10 protein-coding genes and 2 pseudogenes are annotated in these 20,623 nt (G+C 46.8%); 4 read left to right on the forward strand and 8 right to left on the reverse strand.

The genetic code is table 11. From position 1 onward, the window contains the following. Positions 1–19: 19 nt before the first annotated feature. The 5 genes from NDI48_26830 to NDI48_26850 all read right to left on the reverse strand — a co-directional run bounded on the left by NDI48_26830 (position 20) and on the right by NDI48_26850 (position 8,141). Entirely contained in the window at positions 20–1,447 is a 1,428-nt protein-coding gene (locus NDI48_26830; protein MEP0834784.1) for a restriction endonuclease subunit S, read from the reverse strand. Between the two features lie 392 nt (positions 1,448–1,839). Then, positions 1,840–3,156 (reverse strand): type I restriction-modification system subunit M, encoded by a 1,317-nt coding sequence (locus NDI48_26835; GenBank protein ID MEP0834785.1) that lies wholly within the window; start codon positions 3,154–3,156, stop codon positions 1,840–1,842. A 57-nt stretch (positions 3,157–3,213) separates the two neighbouring features. Next, positions 3,214–5,592, reverse strand: coding sequence for a DEAD/DEAH box helicase family protein (locus tag NDI48_26840; GenBank protein MEP0834786.1), 2,379 nt, complete (start codon positions 5,590–5,592; stop codon positions 3,214–3,216). Between the two features lie 1,402 nt (positions 5,593–6,994). After that, positions 6,995–7,825 (reverse strand): hypothetical protein, encoded by an 831-nt coding sequence (locus tag NDI48_26845; protein ID MEP0834787.1) that lies wholly within the window; start codon positions 7,823–7,825, stop codon positions 6,995–6,997. Between the two features lie 25 nt (positions 7,826–7,850). Further along, on the reverse strand, positions 7,851–8,141 hold the full coding sequence (locus NDI48_26850) for a hypothetical protein (protein MEP0834788.1): 291 nt from the start codon (positions 8,139–8,141) through the stop codon (positions 7,851–7,853). 53 nt (positions 8,142–8,194) lie between these two features. Between NDI48_26850 and NDI48_26855 the strand changes: the two are divergent. Continuing rightward, a pseudogene (locus NDI48_26855) lies at positions 8,195–8,314 on the forward strand (site-specific integrase). A gap of 61 nt (positions 8,315–8,375) precedes the next feature. On the opposite strand, the gene NDI48_26860 reads toward NDI48_26855, so the two are convergent. Together NDI48_26860 and NDI48_26865 are read right to left on the reverse strand one after the other, a co-directional pair. Beyond that, positions 8,376–8,681, reverse strand: coding sequence for a hypothetical protein (locus NDI48_26860; GenBank protein MEP0834789.1), 306 nt, complete (start codon positions 8,679–8,681; stop codon positions 8,376–8,378). A gap of 39 nt (positions 8,682–8,720) precedes the next feature. Continuing rightward, positions 8,721–9,056: a hypothetical protein gene (locus NDI48_26865; protein MEP0834790.1), complete on the reverse strand. Its 336-nt coding sequence runs from the start codon at positions 9,054–9,056 to the stop codon at positions 8,721–8,723. On the opposite strand from NDI48_26865, the gene NDI48_26870 reads away from it, so the two are divergent. Then, complete coding sequence (locus NDI48_26870) at positions 9,055–9,987, forward strand: trypsin-like peptidase domain-containing protein (protein ID MEP0834791.1); 933 nt, start codon at positions 9,055–9,057, stop codon at positions 9,985–9,987. The two genes, NDI48_26865 and NDI48_26870, sit on opposite strands and share 2 nt — an antisense overlap. A 161-nt stretch (positions 9,988–10,148) precedes the next feature. Continuing rightward, on the forward strand, positions 10,149–10,586 hold the full coding sequence (locus NDI48_26875; GenBank protein MEP0834792.1) for a hypothetical protein: 438 nt from the start codon (positions 10,149–10,151) through the stop codon (positions 10,584–10,586). A 790-nt stretch (positions 10,587–11,376) separates the two neighbouring features. Here the strand turns inward: NDI48_26875 and NDI48_26880 are convergent. Next, a pseudogene (locus NDI48_26880) lies at positions 11,377–11,778 on the reverse strand (helix-turn-helix domain-containing protein). Positions 11,779–12,207: 429 nt separating this feature from the next. Here NDI48_26880 and NDI48_26885 point away from each other — a divergent pair. Further along, complete coding sequence (locus NDI48_26885) at positions 12,208–20,601, forward strand: hemopexin repeat-containing protein (GenBank protein ID MEP0834793.1); 8,394 nt, start codon at positions 12,208–12,210, stop codon at positions 20,599–20,601. Positions 20,602–20,623 lie beyond the last annotated feature (22 nt).

Below are 20,623 nucleotides of genomic sequence, written 5' to 3' on the forward strand. Positions count from 1 at the left end.
AAGCCTAACCTACGAATATCTAAATTGTCAGGTGGCTGATGGCGGATGCGGCAAAGCTCTCTGCCCGTTGCTGGCTTTGGCGCAGGCTGGCTTCAAGTTGATTGCAGAGTTGCATCAGTTCATCGACCTTAGCGACGATGCGTTTTTGTTCACCAAGAGGTGGATAAGGTATTTTGTACTGTTTGATTGCACCTAACCCTAAATCGGGAACACCAATACTCTGAGTACTTGAAATTGCTTGCTCTAAAGCTAATTTTGAATCCAGAAAGTAACGTAGATACCTAACATTTATAAACTGGTATTTAGGTCGAATTAGACAGCAAGAATATGAGATAAGAAATGTTGTATCTACTTCAACCAGCCTTGCTTTACCTAATTTTGCTCCAATTCTGGAGTAGACAATATCACCTTTCCTAGGTTTTATTTTTCGTGATAAGCGTTCGTAGTCTTCCTCAGAGATATACTTTGGAGCGCTGAAATCTAAAGTTCCATCATCTTTTAAGTCTTTAGCAGATAAAAAAGGAACTCCCTGTTTAACTGCTTGAGGCATTTTATGGTCAATATCTCCAATTTGCTCACACACAAAGTCTAAGTATGTCCATTCCCAAGATTGAGGAATATCAAAAATACTTGGGCAGATTAAAGGATTTAAAAGATTTTTTCTCCGACTATTTTTCTTTGTTACTGGCTCTTCTTGCTCCTGCTGTATCGCTTTAAGAAGTTCTGAGGCGCTGGGAGTTTCAGTAGACTGTTGCGTGAGACGACCTTGAAATGCCAATTTTAGAGCTGATTGGCGCAAGCCGTTTACGTCTTCAGGATGTTGGCTGAGGTTGTGCCAGTTGTCACGGACAAACGCCCAAGCAGCATCCAACTCCTCATCAGTTTCGGCGTTCATGAGGGAGGCGATCGCACTTCCCCTCAGTTTTTGCCGCAGGTTGTCTCGCGTTTGCTGGGCGGCTTCGTAGCGATCGCACAACGCCATCAACTCATCCACCTTCTCAACAATCCGCTTCTGTTCAGCAAGAGGAGGAAGAGGAACTGGAATTGAGTTCATCTTTGCCTGATTCATCTTTGGCTGTGCCGTGCCAGTTATATAGGGCTTCAAGTCAATCGCATTAATGAAGACCTCAAAGTATCGAAGACAATCTACTGAAAGACTGTCTAAAACATGAGCATGATTATTTACCCAATATTTTCCACTTGCAATGAAGGCAATAGGTGTTGAGCGATTTACAAGATTTGCGCCATCTTCCCCAATTAATAGCAGTGGTTCGTCAAAAAGATAATCATCTATTTTATCAATAACTCCAGAAGCACCATAATAGTCATATTCTCCTTGGCGTAGTGTTCGCTGCTCCCTTGATAAAGGAATACGTTCACCATCACGGCAAATCGTAGCATCTCCAAATCTTATCCATTTCCATCCATTAGGCAATTCATGAGACATTTCTTTTAGCTCGACTGGTGGTAGGGAGTCAGATTGCCTAATCTTCTTTTCCTTAATTAGCTGCTCTTTCTTAAACCTAATTTTTTCGACTAGAACTGAAGCTGGTTTATCCTCTGGATTTTGCGGTACTAACTTTCCCCGCACTGCCAGGTCTAAAATGAGCGATCGCAGTTTTGGAATACCACCGGGAGCTTCTACGATCGCATCAAAGTTTTCTAAAAACGTCTTGAAATCCATCAACTCTCACCTCGTTCCAGGGCTGCTACCAGGCTGTTTTTTAAGGCTTGGCGGTCATTCTCTGCCTGAATAACAGCTTCCTGATATTGTTTCAGCAGCACTACTGGGTCTTCATGGATATTTTATGGGGCATTAGGGTTCTTGATATCCAGGTTTTAGCCATTAGCAATGATGGTTTCAACAGACACCTTCCAGGCATATTCATTTTCCTGGCGGTTCTCCCACCAAGCTTTCTCGGCATCAAACTCCTCAATCCGCATCGGCTTAGTCTTGTTGTAAGACTTCGCCCCCGGTGGGTAGGGATGCTCGTAATACCAGACATCTGTAGTAGGTGTGCCCTTAGTGAAAAACAAGACATTGGTGCGAATGCTGGTGTAAGGACTAAACACCCCATTCGGAAGTCGGACAATCGTGTGCAGGTTACAGTCGCGCAGCAGCTTCTGTTTAATGCGAGACTTGATGCCCTCGCCAAACAACGTCCCATCCGGGAGAACGATCGCGGCTCTGCCCCCATCCTTCAGCAGTTCCATCACCAGCACTAAAAACAGGTCTGCCGTCTCCCGCGTCTGAAACTCGGTGGGAAAGCCCCGCTCAATTCCATCCTCCTCCATGCCCCCAAAGGGCGGGTTCGTCACCACAATATCCACCTGGTCATCGCGCCCATACTCCCGAAGCGGTTTGCGGAGTGTATTGTCGTGGCGTATCGTCGTCGGCACCTCAATGCCATGCACCATCATGTTGGTCACACAAAGCAGGTGAGGCAGTTGTTTCTTCTCCACCCCCAGAATGCTCCGCTTCACCCGTTCTAACTGTTCAGGCGATTTTGTCTGCTTTTTTAGATGTTCATAGACACTGGTCAAAAAGCCACCCGTACCGCAGGCAGGGTCAAGTACCTTCTCGCCCAGTTGTGGATTCACCATATCCACGGCAAACTGAGTCACCGCACGAGGCGTATAAAACTCTCCCGCATTTCCAGCACTTTGGAGGTTTTTGAGAATCTGTTCGTAAATCTCACCAAACACATGGCGGGTCTGAGACTGGTTAAAGTCGATGCTTTCGTTAATCTTGTCTACCACCTGCCGCAGCTGTGTGCCTGACTTCATGTAGTTGTAGGCATCCTGAAACACATCCCGGAGCAGTTTCGCTCGTTCTAGAGCGATTCCGTCCAGGTCATCGACTGCCAGTTCCTTGAGTGTGGGAAACAATTGTCCATCGACTAATTTCAGCAAGTCATCTCCCGTAGGCGCATTCTTGCCCAGGCGATTACTATCTGCCCACTCATCCCAGCGCAAATCCAAGGGCAGCGGTGAATCGTAGTTATCATCATTCAACTCCAGCTCGGCATCCTGGTCGCTGAAAATTTTGTAGAATAGCATCCAGCCAAGCTGACCAATTCGCTGGGCATCGCCATCTACCCCGACATCTTTCCGCATGATGTCTTGAATCGATTTGATGGTAGCACTCAGCGACATAAAAACGTCCTTTTTTCAGACACTAAGAAACAGTTGTACTCTAGTTCGGTAACAGCCTCAAGCCCCTCGGTCTTCGTACAACAGGGACTCTAGCTCTCGAATCGCGGCTTTGTACTGCTGTTTGTTACCAAAACTGCGGACGAGTTCCACCGGCGTTCCCAGCTTGGCAAAGGGGTCAAGCTGTAAGACCGTGGTATCTTCGATCGCAATGATGCCCTGGTCGGCATACTTATCCAGTAGAGCATTCAATACGATACGGGCCGTTTCACCATATTTCGTAAACACATCCCGCTTCCGCACTTGCTCAGCCCGTTCCTTGCGAGTCAGGGGAGGACGGTCAAAGGCAACATGGCAAACCAAGTCGAAGAGGTCATAGTCTTTACCGACCATCTCTTCCAAAGCTTCTAGAATCACCCCATGCCCTTGCAACTCATCAAGAATGGCTTGTTTGCGATCCGCTTCGTCCCACTTATTGAGAAAGCGATCGAGAGACTGATACGCTTCACTGACGGTGCGACGGGTATAATCCTTTAGCGACTCTGTAGTCAGTTGTCCATCTTTGTTGTAGTAGCTTACCCGTTCCGCTGCAACCTCGAACTCCTGCCGACCGACTCGATACTTGACGCGAACTGACTTGTCAGGGTTGGCGCGATCGCCATTATCGCCCATATCATCGCCATCACTATTCCCCTTTGCTCTTGTCTTAGTGACCGTTCCGGTTGGTTGGCTCTCTTTACCAAAGTCTTCATCCTGAATCGGTGGGCCGTCCCAATTGGGGTCATTAAAGAGTTGGGTGGCGTTGCGAAAATCAATTATCGTGAAGAAATTCTTGCCATAGTCCGGGCGTAAGCGTGTACCCCGACCAATAATCTGCTTAAACTCGGTCATGGATTGGATACGGCGATCCAACACAATCACATGGCAGGTTTGGGCATCTACCCCCGTCGTCATCAGCTTAGAGGTGGTAGCAATCACCGGATACGTCTCTTTGGGATTGATAAAGTTATCGATTTGAGCTTTACCCTCCCTCTCATCCCCCGTAATTTGCATGACGTAACGGTGGTCTTTGAGAACAAGCTTTTCATTCAGCTTTACGTTATTCAAGGCTTCTCGCATTCGTTCGGCGTGGTCAACGTCCTCACAAAACACAATGGTCTTCCGCATTGGGTCGCCATCGTGCAGGAACTTACTGACATACTCCGCGACCCGTCGATCTCGTTTATCAAAGGTAATCGTTCGGTCATAGTCCAGCAGGTTATAGTCCCGCTGCTCGATTAGTTGATCGTTATCGTCGTACTCTCCTGCTTCGGGTGTCCAACCTTCCAGGTCTATATCCAAATCCACCTGTATCTTACGGAAGGGAGCCAGGAAACCATCTTCGATTCCCTGCTTGAGGGAGTATTCAAAAATCGATTCACCAAAGTAGTCAATGTTTGAGACGTACTTAGTTTCCTTTGGCGTTGCCGTCAGTCCTACCTGAATCGCCTCTTTGAAGTAATCGAGTACCTGACGCCAATTGGAGTCGTCTGCTGCACTACCCCGGTGACACTCATCAATCACCACCAGGTCGAAGAAGTCGCGATCAAACTTCTCGTAGAGGTTATCCCGTTCTTCATTGCCGATGATTGCTTGATACAGCCCCAGATAGATTTCATAGGAGGTATTAATCCGCCCAGTTTCATTATCCACCAGCCTGCGGTCTAGCTTGGTCATGACCTCTCCAAAGGGGCGAAAGTCATTGGTAATTGTTTGGTCTACCAACGCATTGCGGTCTGCCAGAAACAAAACTCGCTTGACAACCTTTGTCTTCCACAGTCGCCAGATAATATTAAAGACCGTGTAAGTTTTACCCGCCCCAGTTGCCATCACCAGCAAACAGCGTTTCTGACCACCGGCAATCGCTTCAATGGTGCGATTGACTGCTAGTTGCTGATAGTATCGGGGTTCCTTCCCGCCAATCTCAATGAAATAGGAGGACGTTAGCAACTCCTCATTGGCGGATTGTAAAGCCCTCCACTGTTTATAGTGCTGCCATAGTTCTTCAGGTGACGGAAAGGCATTTAGGCTGATTTGCTGTTCTATCTGAGCGTAGGTGCCGCTCTTGTCATGGAATAGGAAGCCGTCCCCATTCGAGGAAAAGACAAAGGGAACTTGCAGAGTCTCTGCATAGCCAAGTGCCTGCTGTATCCCTGCTCTTACACTATGGTTGTTGTCTTTGGCTTCAATGACTGCAATCGGCTGATTCGATGGGTAATACAGCAGGTAGTCTGCCCGCTTCCTCGCTCCTCGCCCCGCCATCTGGCCCCGGACAATCATCTGACCGTCTGTAAAGCCATATTCCCTGCGAATTTGACTCTTTTTCCAACCTGCCTCATAAAGGGCAGGTGTAATGTAGCGATCGCAGATATCAGCTTCACTCAGATCTTTCTTACTCATTAGTTGTAGTCTGGAAGTCTCACACTATAAAGTCTTCCCAAGAAATGAGCTGCGTCCGTATTCACGACCCCAGCCGCACGGAAATGTTCTTAGGTAGTCTTATATCGAGACTAACCAAAGACTCACTACCTGGACATAGTATATTTACTGAACTTTGAAGCTTTGCCCCCAAAATAAATAAGAGAGTCACGTTTGCGGCTCTCTCGATCATCAGGGTGCATCTACTAACCTTATTATTACGCTCAGGGGTGGGGGGCGTCACCCCCTATTTGTGAAGTGTTGATGAAACGTGAGATTCGCGATCGCCACAGTCGCTTCACATTTGGCGTCCTGGTCTGTTCCAAAAACGACCGATTGATGCTATACCGAGCCAACCCGCCTTCAACCTGTCTTCCAGCCCCTGGCGGGTGTACCAGAAACCGTCATTTTATCTATGTCTCTAAAATCCTCTTGCCCTAAGTTCGACATAATTTTTGTCATACTCTAGCAATGTGATAATAAAATTATTTTTTAAGGTATTCTGACTATCCCTTCTTGGCTAGAGCCAAGTTAAGCCAAGGGGACATGAGCAATCCTTATAAATTAACTACCCAAAACTTTTCTCTAATACCGATAACTCTCACAACTGGTAGTAGGTAAACGCCTGGAACAACGGTATAGCGTTATTTTGGCTAATACCGGAAAATGATGGCGTAGTAGGGACAGAAATTAGCCGCTTGTTGAGAATTACTCCCCGATTGTTGCAAATGATTGATAAGTTGGGGTTAACCTTCTTTACTAACGCTGTCGGTACACGCGAAGGTCTCACAAGAGGTAGCGTAAAAATCATTACGTATCGGAATTTGGGTTGTTCGTAGGAACTGAGGTGGGGTATCTAGGTCAAACTCGCTGGTTTTTTGCCACCAGCTCCTAATATAAATATTTAAATTAGAACTTTACAACTATTCGGCGAGGGTGTGCTTGGAGAGGCTTACGCGATCGCTTGCGAGAGGGGGAATCCCGTTGTCCCAAAATTGACCGATAATGATGCGATCGCCTGACCTTATTTTAATATTTAAATAACAGCCCAGTTGTCAGTTCTCTTTTTAACATAGGGGACAATTATAATTAGGTTCACTGGTGTGATCAGCGCTTCGCGATCGCGCCCCCGAATCGTCTAAGTTTAATATTCAACTTAGACATTTGTTGTCATTGATTTTAACATAGGGGAGAATTATATTTTTGGGTCAGTTTTGAATGCGATCTGCGCGACGCCGCAGAGCTTCGCTATCGCACCCCCCTGACACCGTTGATTTTTTGATGAGTTTCTGATGAGTTTCTGATGAGTTTCTGATGAGTTTTTGGCAAGAACCGATCAGGAACGCCGACACCCCGAATAAAGAAAAACGTCTAAGTTAAATATTTAACTTAGACAAAACCTCACTAAAAAAGCGATCGCCTGCTTTTCGCCTTGATTTATCAAATCGATCCACTCCTTTATCTGTCTTTTTTTATCGGAAGGCAAAAGGTTGCAGGCTTTTTTGATTACGGTTGGGCTGTAGGCGGCTGTACTTGCTAGTTCTGCGAAGCACTCCTTGCTATCGCAAATTTCCAGCAATTCCGCTAAATCTGCGATCGCTTCCTCCGATGACATTGGGTCTGATTGCGCCGCTGCGGCTGATTGCGCTTCCAGGTGTGTTAGGAAATCAAGCAGTTCGGCATCGCTCAGGTACTTGCGGGATTTCTTTTTATAATTGCTGATCAAGCAATCGCGGATCTGATCGATTGACCACCCCAGCCCATCCAAGGCTTCGTCTACGCGATCGCTCTCCTGCTCTCGATCGAATCCAGGTGATTCCGCCCCTCCACACGGGCGACGGGTAGCATGTGACAGTTGAGAATCGATTACCGCAGGAGCGGGAGAAGACGCGATCGCCTCCCCTGACTTCGTGATCGCTACTGGTTCGGTTGCAGCGGGAGAAGGTGCGATCGCCCTCGACGCAGGAGAGATCGATTCCTGTGTCTTGGTCACAGGTTGGGCGTGTTGCACCTCATCCAGTTGTTTTTCGACCGCTTCCTCCATCAATAACTTGTCTAAATTAGACGATTTATTAGACGGATTGTCTAACGCTGTAACCTTCTCTCGTTGCGTGTTCTGAGCAAAATTAGACGAACTAGACAACTCATCTAAAACTGAGTCTTTTTCTACGCCAGTAGTTGTAGTTACGCTTGCACCTATGGTTTGAACGTCCATAGTCCTTTTTGCCAATTCGTCTAAGTTAGACAAGCTGTCTAAAACTGAGTCTTTTTCTTTCGCCAGTACCTGGTGTTGCCTCTGCTTCTATGGCTTGAACGTCCATAGAGTTTGTAGTGTTTTTTGGGAAATCGTCTAAATTGTCTAATTTGTCTAATTTCTCCTGAAACTCTTGTTTTGCAAGGAGTTGGCTGTTAGACGATTTGTCTAATTCTTGTCTAAATTCGTCTAATTGTTGTTTTGGGGGAGGATCATTGGGTAAAAAGACCCGGAACTGAAGTGAGCGGCTTGACCCCCTTACCTCACCTTTACCCATCACCACCAATTCGGTGTACCACTCGCGTACAGTTTCAGGATTGGGACGATGTATCACCTCACTGGCTTAGACATGCCCACGCCTCACATAGCCTTGATAGAGGCGCTCCGATTCATCGGGTTCAGCAGACCTTGGGGCATGAGTCGGTGGCGACTACCAGCCGATACCTTCACGCCCGACCCAACGACAGCAGTAGTTTGTATTTGCCTTAAAGGCGATCACTCGTTTAATTTCTCATTCTAACTTGTCAAACAGTTCTAACAAACCAACTGTGCCCACGAAAAAAGTATAAGTGCCATATTTTATTAGCGTTTTGTTTCTTGAAGGGGCTTTATAAGCTGCTATAACTCCCTCAACTAAATGGATGGCAATAGCAAATCGCTCAAGCCAGAAAACTGGATTGAGACTGACGGGAATCTTATTGTTAGTTAGCCATGCATATATATTCCATGATTCCAATCCAATTGCACTCGTTATAAGAACTACAGATATAATCTTTATCAGGGTGAATAATCTCTTCTTTGTATTATTTAAATTCATGCTATTTATTTAACAACTTATGCTAATTAACGACAATCCTTACTGAAGCCCTGATCCGACTAATATATTCCCCAAACCCGTTTCTGTTCGGATGATACTCAAACGCCGAATCCTGCTAGAGAGGATAACGAGAAAGATACTCAAGGGCGAACGCCCGAAACGAGTGATGACTTCTATCACTCTCTGGTTGGTTTGAGTGCGTTGTCCCCAAACTACCTTCCCTACAGCGAAAGAACGATGAGCGGCTGATTTTGATTCGTCAATATTTCTTGATAGCAAGAGAAGTACCCGTAAGGGTACTGCTGGAGTGAGAACGCGATAGACATACTTAGGAAAGTTGCGCGTAAAAACAAATTTAAGGAGAGAAATTAACATGGCGATGCATGAAGTTGCTATCTCGGAGCTGCAAGAGATCGTTACCGCTAATTTGCACGAAGCAGTATCAAGTGATGGTAGTAAGTTGAGTGGAGAATCCCTCATTGCAAAGGATTTTCAAGGTGAATCGACCCAAGGTGAGATTGAAATGGTCGCTGGGTTTGATCCCAGTCGGGCAATCGGCGAAACTAGCCCTGAGGGTGTAGCCACTACTGCCCTCGCCAACCTGCCTGATGCAGCCGCAACTGCATATTTGTCTCCAGAAACCGTGTGTGGTGCTGATGATCGAACCCGCATCACCCCAGCTACCAACCTCCCCTGGCGCTGGATTTGCAAACTGTTTATCACCTATCCTGATGGTGCTCAGTTTGTGGGCACGGGTTGGTTTATTGGTGCTCGCACTGTCATGACCGCAGGGCACTGTGTTTTCAGTAGAGCTAATGGCGGCTGGGCAAGCTCTATCGAAGTCGTTCCTGGCATGGATGGCAACGCCCGTCCCTATGGTTCTCAAGTAGGCACATCCTTCCGCAGTGTCACAGGTTGGATTCAAGACAGCAAGCCCGAATTTGACTACGGTGCGATTATTCTGCCTAACTGCGACTTGGGCAATCAGGTGGGCTGGTTTGGCTTTGCCTCCCTCAACAATGACTTGCTCAACAACCTACTTGTGAATACGGCTGGCTACCCAGCAGACAAACCCTTGGGCACGATGTGGTTTAATGCTGGTTCGATCAGCCGAGTCGAAGATCTCAAAATCTACTACATGATTGATACCGTTGGTGGACAGAGTGGGAGTCCGGTTTGGCGTTTCCTCAACGGCGAACGGCAGGCAGTTGGTGTACATGCTTATGGCGGGTGTCCAAACAGCGCCACCCGGATTACTAAACCCGTATTTGACAACATGCTGGCTTGGCGGAATATTCCTTGCTAGAGCAGAGTATATGCGGGGCGCTGTGAAGAGTGGAAAAATTGCAGTGCCCTATTTTTGTATCCCTTTTGGCAACCACAACGACGTTTGAATATTTAGCAGGCTTAATAGAAGAAGGGTGAGATCACCCACAACAAAAATTTTCTAGGAGTAGTATGTAGGATATGCGTTCCAACATCATTGTTTCGAGTAGCTTGATCGGTGTGGGGTCACTGTTGCTGATTTGTACAAGCTATCAAGCCGCTCCTTCCCCTCATTCCGCTGCTAAAGAACCCGCCACCATGAGCAGTTACGATCCCAATCAATCGGTTTCTTCCGATCAGTCTGTTTCACTTCCTCCCACTGTTGTTACTCCCCAAGTTGCCATGATCCTTGAAGGCACTGTTGAACAAGTGATGGAAACATCGCCCCTGCAATTGACAGTCACTACGAATTCGGGGCGCTATTACGTGGCTCTGCAACCTAGCACGGTCGTGACCCAACAGGGGAACACCGTCAAGCCTAGCAGCTTGAAGCCCGGAGTGCGCGTCCATATCAGCGGACAGCCATCTAACTTCGATAACATGGCTCTCACAGCACAAGCCGTTGAAATTCGCTCCTAGCTGCTTGTCAGATATTGCCCAAGATGGCGCTCTTCGCTATGCATTAGTCGCATCTATTTGTTGAACTCAAGTTGACCTACATAGGACTTGCTGAATAAGTCAAACAATTATTTTTGGCAATGTTTTTTCACCCGCAAGTAAAAAAGTTAGGTAGTGAAAGGACTGTGTATCAAGGGTTTTGACAATTAGCATTACAAAAGTTTACAACGTGTCCCAATTTTCACGTACTTTGTCATAACCCCTACAGCTTTTTGCACAGGTGCGAGCGCAACCCCGGCGTCAGTTGCGATCACACATTTTCTGCTTCTATAATCTGCGTTAATGGGATTGACGCGATCGCATTTCCTGCCAATGGAAATATTTAACTTATCAGTTGACAATACTAGAACCTAGAACAAAGGTTTTTTGCGTGAGCGCTTCTTGCTGCTCATAGAAATATTTCTATGAGCAGTTGACAGTCCGGGTGTTGAGAAAAGATAAAAAACTCCAGAAGAGCGCGATTATAGGAGGTTCAAAGAATATGAGTGAAATGAAAATCTTAAACTTTCCGGAATATGGGTCAGAATCCCTGATTCCGTAATAATTAATGAAACAAGCTTAGCTATCCCTTCAGAAAATGCCAATTTTATTCGATTGGTTTAAACAATTTTTTTGCATTTTTACCGCAATTGTTAACGAAGGTGCTGTCGAATCCAGTTCCCACAACTCCACCCCGCCTACCAGAGGAATGAACTTCATGAGATTGACAACTCCTTTTTCTCCGGCTTTAGTCACTAATCTGAATCCCCCTTCTTTTGAGTACCCGTCGCAGGTAGTCAGGACTTAACTTGACTTGCCGCTCTTGAACCAGTTTTTGTGCCAGTTGCTGGCTGTTGTAGGTACGATTCTCTTGCCGCAGACACGTTTCCAAGTACTCGATATCATCGCTCGGCCAACGAGCTTTGGCTCCACGCCCGGACTGTTCCCACAACCCTCCGAGTCCCTTCGTTTCCCATCGATGTATCGTCTCTCGCACCGTTTGCGGGTGTCAGTTGAAGTAGTTGGCGATTTTGTCCACGTACCACCCCTGAGCTTTGAGTCGTAGCACTTCGGCTCTATCCTTTACCTTCTGTGGCACCGTGGTCGCCGCTCTCTTCTCAAACAACGTTCGGTCTTCTTCTGGCTTGAGGAAAATTCTCAGCCTTGCATCCATGACTCACCACCTATGATGAAACCAGCTTCTTTTGTTTACCTATCTTTAGATACTTCAGTATTTTCAGCCCCACCTACTTAACCTTTCAACAGAGTTTTTAAGAAGCATTAATTTTTTTCTTGATTTTAAGGAAATAAGATTAAAACAATATCAGTATTCTACAATATTAGGCTTAAAGAGATTTGATTCAGTGTTCTGTCGGTTAGCTCCCAAAGTTCACAAATAAGGAGATGTGGTGAAGGGATTGAACTTAAATTAGATGTTAAGAGAATAGTGTTCAAGGACTTTCATAAACTCAGTTTTAGGATGTTTTTTATTGCTCTTTGTTGAGTTTATTGTCGATATTAAACCTAATCGATCCCGGAAAAAAATATTTTGTACCTCGATTTTTTTGCATTTATGCAAAGTCAAAAACAAACAGAGGATGCTATGGCTGCTAATTCAGATTTGCCCAGCTATGAGGAAATTTTCGGACGTCTGGACTTCAAAAAAGGAGATGATGGCAGGTCTGTTCTATCCCCTGCGGCTTATCTGGTCGATTTACTCCAGCTTTTGGATGATAATCTACCGATGCGTAACCTCTCTAAAGTCAAAGGGTTGCATCAACGTCGAGGCGATATTAAAAATATACTCTTAAACACTGACAACGCCTTTACCTGGATTCCTTACCTCGATATTGTCAACGATATTCTGGGGCAAAAAGTAGGAAGCGACACTTATGCGACGCTCCAGAAACAGCAATATCCCTTTAATTTACCCTTTAACTTCGAGAACGAACGAATCAAGAAATTCCTACATTATTTAAATGTTTCCTCCGAGGAACTCTATAAACTGTTTAGCCTCGAATTCGACCCGGTTCTGATTGGCAGAGAATACCTAAAACTGTCAATAGAAGAGTTTGAGGCGATTATCCAAAGCCCAACGACCACAGACCTGAAAGCGTATTCCAAAATTACTAAATCTTCTGAAAGGGCAAAACCTGCAAACTTGCAGGTTGCCAATTTTCTTGCGGCGACGCGACTTTCGGGGGTGGAATTACGGGAGTTACTTTATCAAAATCTGAGTGAAACGGCGAAAGAACCGAATCAATCGACCACCAATTCCACAATAAAAAACGAGCGTGTCAAGGCGACGGATTTCTTTATTAACTATGGCTTAGGTGGCTATGCCGTCTTGCATGACAAGGAAGAATCTATTGTCTGGAATACTGGAGATACAAAACCTGTTTCTATTCCGGATGCATGGTTTGATCGTACCCAACGAGTCATCCGGCTCCAGCGAAAGATTGGACTTTCTTTTACGGAACTCGATCTAATTCTGCGTACCTGCTGCCAGCACGCATCTGGTCAAAGCGATTTGGATGGGCAGGTGATCCAGAAAATGGCGGTGATTAAGCAACTCTGTGATCGCTACGAAATTGCAGCTGATGTGGCCTGTAGTTTCTTCCGCCCCATGAATGTGCTGGGAATTGGTGATGGGTTGGAACCTGAGGATTTGTTTAACCGAGTTTTCAACGGCAAATTTGCCCATCCTGATAAAAAATATATTCGCGGTTCTGCTTTTGCACCCGCCAGCTACGCGAACTATGCCACCCTCCCCTACCCCGATGACATCCTGTCCTCGAACGGCAAAGAGTATCGGAAACGGGTGTCTCAAGCGCTGGGCATGAGCGATGCACAGTTAGTAATGATTGTGAACAAATTTAGGGATCATGCCAAGCAGGTTGGGGTAAAGCCGTCGCTGTTTGATGAGAAAGTGGCGATCGATCTGCCCGCTCTATCGCTTTTGTTCCGCCTAAGCCAACTAGTCGAGATATTGGAGCTCTCCTATGAGGATCTGTTCAACCTGTTCGATATCCTGGAGAAAGATCCTATCATTCGGACTTTCAGTCACTTTAATATTCTGATTCCCACGGCACCTCAGGAGCAGGATTGCTATCTGATAATTGCTGGGAATGATGCGGCTGCTTCGATGTGGCTGGTGCAGATGTTAGGGGCGATCGCCCAATGGCTGCAAACGAATGATGTGAGTGCCGGGGAACTCAAGCAATGGTTAACCGGTGCCTACAAAGATGAGGCAGAGGCAACAGCGAGTCGGCAACAAAGGATTGATTTTCTCAACTCGCTATATCAGCAGTTTAAGCCCCTGATGTTTAGTGCTGACACTTTTGCATCGGAAGCGGAATCGGGGGCTGAGGAGATTGAAGCAATCGATCGGCGTACTGCTCGGATTATTTACCAAACCTTTATCGAGAAGGATAGCGGTTTGGTAGCCAGCCAAGATAATCGATTGGTGAAATATGATACCCGATTGACGGAGAAAGCTATCTATCAGGCTTTAACACAGCTCGAAAGGTTTAATCCAGAGGATTTTACTGGGTTAGGGTTAGAGTCGAAGGTACTCGATAAGATTTTCAATAATTTGATTCTGAAGGACTACATCAGCCCGGAAGGACTCTTGCTGGAAGAACAGTTCCCCACAACAGCGGAGCAATTTGAATTGGAGACAGATTTCAGCGCCTATCGGGATGAAGTGTTCACGATTATCCATGACTTGCTCATGGAGGCTATGGAGGTCGAGGACGCAGAAGCGAAGGGTGGAATGGATGACGCTGAGTTTGATGAGAATGAGATCGATGAAAGTGAGTCCGATGATGAGATGAGTGTTGGGATGGATGACACTGAGGACGATGAGGATGAGGACGATGAAACGGAAGACGATGAAATGGGCGAAATGTCACTCTCACTCTCATTGGCTGCGCGATCGCCCAATCTGACCGTTGAGCTGGCAATTTATCCATCCGATTTAGAGGTTTTGACCGACCTGTCGGAAAAAAATCGTAATGAACTCTACGATAACTTGATTTTCAATGGCTACATTGATGAGGAAGGCAACGTCCTCCAAACTGATTTTTTGGCTGATCAAGATAACGTTGAAGATTTTGAACTGAACACCGACATAGCCAACTATGCCAGGCAAATCTTTAATCTGATCCTGGGTCAAATCCAACAGTTTCATCAAGCCGAACTGGCGCTGGATAGAGAGGTTTTTGCCGACCTGCCCCTCAAGCCGTTTGAGATTGATAACTTAATGGAGAATTTAGTATTCAACGAATATATTAATTTCAACCATTTAATCCTAAACAAAGACGCACTGCTAACTACGACTCCGGAGACCTTCAACCTAGCCCTCGCCTTTTATCCCCATCGCCGCCGCATTCTCAAAAACATCCAGAGATTCATTCGTGAGTTCAAATCGGATTTCTATACCCTCAGCAGAGATCTGTTTGCCCATATTGCCGATGAAATCGCAGCACGCCAGGTGTATCAACATCTTGAACCTGACTATCTCCGCAATGGTCTGCTGAAGGGCAGGATGCTAGAGGATGAAACAGAAGGTTTCTTCCTGGATGTCGATAATTTTCCCAAGTTTGTCCTCGGTGCCCCGTTTAGCAGTAATGACACGGAGATTATTTTTGGCGCAATCCAGACGATGGTCAGGACAGCGAAAAAATATCAGTTTACACCTCAAGTTTTGGAGGAGCTGGATTTTGATCTGGACGAACAGGAAAAACTCATTGACATTCTCGAATCAACGGGTTACTTACGCGATCGCACTTACCTCACCTGGGAAAAAGTGAGCTATTTCCTCAGAATTGACAACGCCCTTGAATTCACTCTAACTGGGTTTGAAGACTACAACAAAGACATCTTCTTTGCCCTCCACGAAGTCGCCAAAGTCATCGACGCCGATGTGCAGGCGATTGCCGCCCAATTCAAAACCCTGGCCGAATCCCAATCTAGTGTTCTGTTGGAAGCCCTCCAAGATCACTTTGGTGTAGATGCCGACATCATCCAAACTCTGTGTCAGCGAGTGTTGCAAAATACCGTCAGTATTGCCGAAGAATTTCTGGTGCCGATTCTGGCGGTGGTGAACAGTCAAGATGTAATTGCGGTGGAGCCGGACAACAACACCTTCAACTTTGCCTATCGGCGGATTTGGCAGTTTGCCGCGATCGCCGCCAAGCTAGGACTCAATCAAATCGAAACCGAGATCGTCTGGCAAGATCAGGATTTGGTGGAGAAATTCCCGGAAAAATTGGCTCTGCCACCGGGAGTTGATCGCATGGATGCCCTCCTCGAAACCCAACTCGCCGACGGCAAAGGGGTGATTTATCTGTTTACAGGCAACCAGTATTGGCGGTATTCAGCGGAGAACTATAAGCTGCTGCCTCCCGAAGGGCAACCCTTGGCCCCCCCGAAAGCACAACCTCTGACCACCCTGTCGGTGCTGTTTGCCGAAATCACCAAAGTTAATGCCGCGTTTACCGCTCCCAGTGTAGGTTTGGTGCTGATTGCCCAGGGCATCACCTATCGCAAGGCGAAGGGCAGCGATCGCTGGGTACAACTGGGAGCGCAGCAGCCGGGGCCGCAGCTAAGCCAGCTAGGGGCGCAATCGGCAAAAATCTGGGGCAAGGTGTCCAACAATTTTGAAGACCTACAGCGAGTGGAGGCCACTTTCCAGGACAGGGATGGACGCACCTACCTGTTCTCTGGGAATCAATATATCCGCTATTCCAGCGATGACTATAGTACTGTGGACGAAGGTTATCCTCTTAGGATTAAACAGCATTGGCGGCAGGATGCCTTATGCTCAAAATCGGTGGATGAGGAATCATCGACCACGGAAACCAAAAATGATCTACCTAAGGCGTTTCAAACCTCGATCGACGCCTCGTTCCAGGATGTCAACGGCAAAACCTATCTATTCAAAGACAAGTATTATTTCTGTCTGGAGTCATCAGAACCGGAGACATTGATTAATCAAACTTGGGGCAAAGTTAGAAATAACTTTGAAACCCTTGGCAAAATTGATGCAGCCTATGCGGATGGGAATCAGGTATTCATCTTCTCCGATGACCAAGTTATAGCTTATCAGGATAGTTTGGAAAATGCTCAGATCCTTATTCAGGAGGGATTTCCCAAACGCCTTAGAAACCAATATCCCAAACTTCCACCGGAATTTGTCGATGGCGTGGAAGCCGCGTTTAAAGGACAGGATGGTTCCCTGTATCTATTTAAGGGGGGGACCGTCCTGAAGTATTCTTCAGACCTGGAAACATCTACGGAAAGTCCGGTCAAGGAAAGCTGGGGGCGCGTTCGCAACACATTTACATCGCCGAAAGGGGGACGAGTGGATGCAGCTTTTGTGGGGCTGGATGGCAAAACCTATCTCTTTAGTAAGGATCAGTATGTGCGCTACTCCGGAGCGGACTACACGAAGGTCGATGACGGCTTCCCACGCACGATCGATCAGGATTGGGGAGGGCTAAACCGAGTCCAAGATGCTTTCATTCTGGATGGCAAAACCTATCTGTTTGGCACACAGAGCGGTAAGAAAAACACGGTCTACGTCCGGTATTCGACCCATGACTACACCAAATTAGATGAAGGTTATCCTAAGCCACCCAACGATAATTGGTGGAATCTCCCCTTGAGTTTGGTGGAGGAAGGCGCAGACTTTGAAACCATTGATGCCGTGTTCAATGCGCCGGACGACAAAATCTACCTCTTCTCTGGAGACAAGTTCATTTACTTTGACCAGCAACAGCGGTGGTGGTCGGAACCGCAAAAATTAGCCAAAACTTGGAGCCTGCCGTTTAAGACGGAACGGGTAAGTGCTGCATTTACTGGTAAAGATGGCAAAACTTATGTGTTTTCAGGAACGCAATTTATTAAATATTCCGGTCAAGACTACAGTCGTGCCGACGATCGCTACCCCAACATCACCAATCGCTATTGGGGGTATACCACGAATAACATTGTCAGAACCGGGCGCGTTGATGCCGTTCTGGTAGTTGAATCCCACGAAAAAAATGCTGCCGGTCAGGAGCAAGCCACGGTGCATACTTACCTGTTTTCCGGCAACCAATATTTCCGATACAGGGGCAGTGACTACACCGAAGTAGAAGAAGGCTATCCCAAAACCATCGCCACCTCACTCCAGCTGGAACCTCGCTTTAAAAATCTCGATTCCAGTACACTGGCCAGTATTCAAGATGGTATTGATGCTGCCTTTGCTGATCGCCGTCAGATTTACCTGTTTAAGGGTAGCCAGTGCTATGTGGTCTCAGAAACCCTGTATAAAGACTACGGCAATCTGGGATTGACAGGAGTGAGTTGTGCCTTTGTGGAGAAGGGCACGATTTTTCTAGATGATGCGGAAGGATGGCAGCATCACAGCAGCCTGGAGGGCCTCGCTACCCACAAAATCCCCTTGCTGCCCCCCTGCCTGCGGCAGGTGCCTGATGCGTTTCAAACAGGAATCAACGCGGTGCTGCAAGGGCGCGATCGCAACACCTATCTATTCAAAGGGTCCAATTGCTTTAATGTGTCCCTAAATCGGTTCTATCCCCTGAGCGAAGAGTGGGGTCGTGTCAAAAACAACATCGATATTCAAAACACCGTGGAGGCTGCCTTCGTGGGCACAGATGGCAAAACCTACCTGTTTAGTGGCGATCAGTTCGTGGTCTACGCGGCGGACTCCCTGGTCAACAAGAAGTATGTCTACGGAAATATTGAGCAGTTGCCGCGATCAATCAAAGATCACTGGGGTGGATTAACGCGGGTGTCCTTAGCCTTTGTCAAGGATGAGAAAACCTATCTGTTTGAACCCGCCGATGCTCAGGGCAACGCCCGTTATGTCTGCTACTCCACAACGGACTACAGCCAGTCGGATGCAGGGTTTCCAAAAGTAAGCGAAGGCGATCGCAGCTTCTGGCAAATCCCCGCTGATTACGTTGACGAAGAATTTAAAACGATTAACGCGGTGCTATTTGAAGGAGAAAACATATTTCTCATCAGTGGCAAACGCTATATTCAATACGATGTTGATCCGGGGCAATGGACCTATCCCAAACCGTTGGCGAGAATCTGGCGCGACATTCCCTTTAACAATGACACCTTCAAGCGCATTAAAACGGCATTTACCGGACGGGATGGCAACACCTACTTCTTTGCGGAAGATCATTATGTGATCTGTGAAAACCAGCAATTTCAGCCTCCCGCCCCGATTAATCAACGCTGGGGTAAAGTGCGAAATAACTTTACGGATCATCCTCAAGGGAACCGGGTCGATGCCGCCTTTATATTCCAAGGCCAAACCACCTATTTGTTTTCTGGCGATCAGTATGTGCGCTATTCCGGCAGCAATTACCGTTATGTGGATGAGGGCTATCCCAAAACTATTGCTACGAATCTGCTTACGGAAGCGGGTTTTCAGAATCTGCCGGAAGCTTTTGAAGATATCCTCACCATGCGGGGGAATGATGGCGGGCGAGTCATATCGGCAGTTTTGGCGAGCGATCGCACCCTCTATCTGTTAGTGGGCGATCGCTGGCACGCCGTCTCCCAAAGCCTCACTGCCACCTATCCCCTTAGTCGCTTTGGTCACCTGAAGAATAACATCGTGCAACACAACAAAGTTGATGCTGCCCTATTCCAGGAACCCAGTGGGCAGACTTTCCTGTTCTCTGGCGATCAGGGGGTGCGCTATAGCGATGATACCTATACCTTTGTAGATGATGGATATCCCAAATCCCTTGCCACTATTCTGACCCAAGAGTTGGGTCTGACATCCCTACCCGACACCTTTCAATACGGGATTGATGCAGTGCTCAAAGGGGGTGATGGTAGGCTTTATGTGTTCAAGGGCAAAGAATATCTGCGTTCCGACCAGGCAACCTCGCAGTTGATCGCAGCCTTCTGGGGCAAAGTGAACAATAACTTCGTGTCGAGCGATCGCACCGACCCCAGTCGTGTCCTTCTGGATGCAGCCTTTATCGCGCCAAATGGCAACCTTTATGCCTTTAAGGGCGATCAATACATTCGCTATTCCAATCTGGAACAGGAATATGTCGATGAAGGATTTCCCAAGTTGATTCAAGACAATTGGGGCAATTTACCCGTGGAGTTTGAGGCATCGATTTCCGGTGGATTTGTGTTTGAAGGCAAAACCTATCTGCTCAAGGATAATGACTACGTGCGCTACTCAAATTCGACCTATCAACTGATCGATACCATTTGCCCACAAAAAGTCAAGTACCGCTGGGGTGACTGGTCGGATTATTTGCTCAATGATTTGTACATTATCACACGCTTCAAACAGCTCCAGGATGGCTACAGTAGCGGGGGACACTCCCTGCTCGATCTCCTGCATCCCGAAACAGATCCCGTTGCCGATCCCTATGCCATGCTGGCGGAGTTGTTTAAATGGGATATGGATGAGGTCAAATGGCTGAAACGCAAGAATGCCTTTTTAAGGGATGACACCCTGTTTGAAATCCAGTTCAAGCTGGAAATTATCATCAGACTATTTGACATTTTTGCGATCGCTCAAAAAATAGGAGCATCCCCTTCTGAACTTTACGAGGGGGTTTGGCGGAAGCGATATGAGCCGGATACGTTAAAGGAATATGAGCTGAATTTGATAGCCGATTCTACTGGAAAAACCTTGCCAGAAACAGGGAAACGGCTCATAGCGATTGCCCAAAATGATCAGACTGGATTGCATTTTCGTATTTTTGATCGCAGGGAAAATAAAGTTGTCGATTTACGAGAAGTAGAACTGAAAGGAAGTCGAAGTAAGGAATTAGAAAGTCTTAAGGCACAGCTTCAGCCGTATTGGAATAGCAATGCATCATCAATTCCCCCAGCAAACAAAGAAAGTATTGTAGATGCTGTCATATCAATTACAGGATATAGCCCATTAAAAGATGCCGCTGATACCTTATATCGATTTTTGGCACTGATTCACCGTGCATAATTGCACCGCTTTTCTGAAAAAC

It is taken from the genome of Microcoleus sp. AS-A8 (assembly GCA_039962225.1).
Taxonomy (GTDB): domain Bacteria; phylum Cyanobacteriota; class Cyanobacteriia; order Cyanobacteriales; family Coleofasciculaceae; genus Allocoleopsis.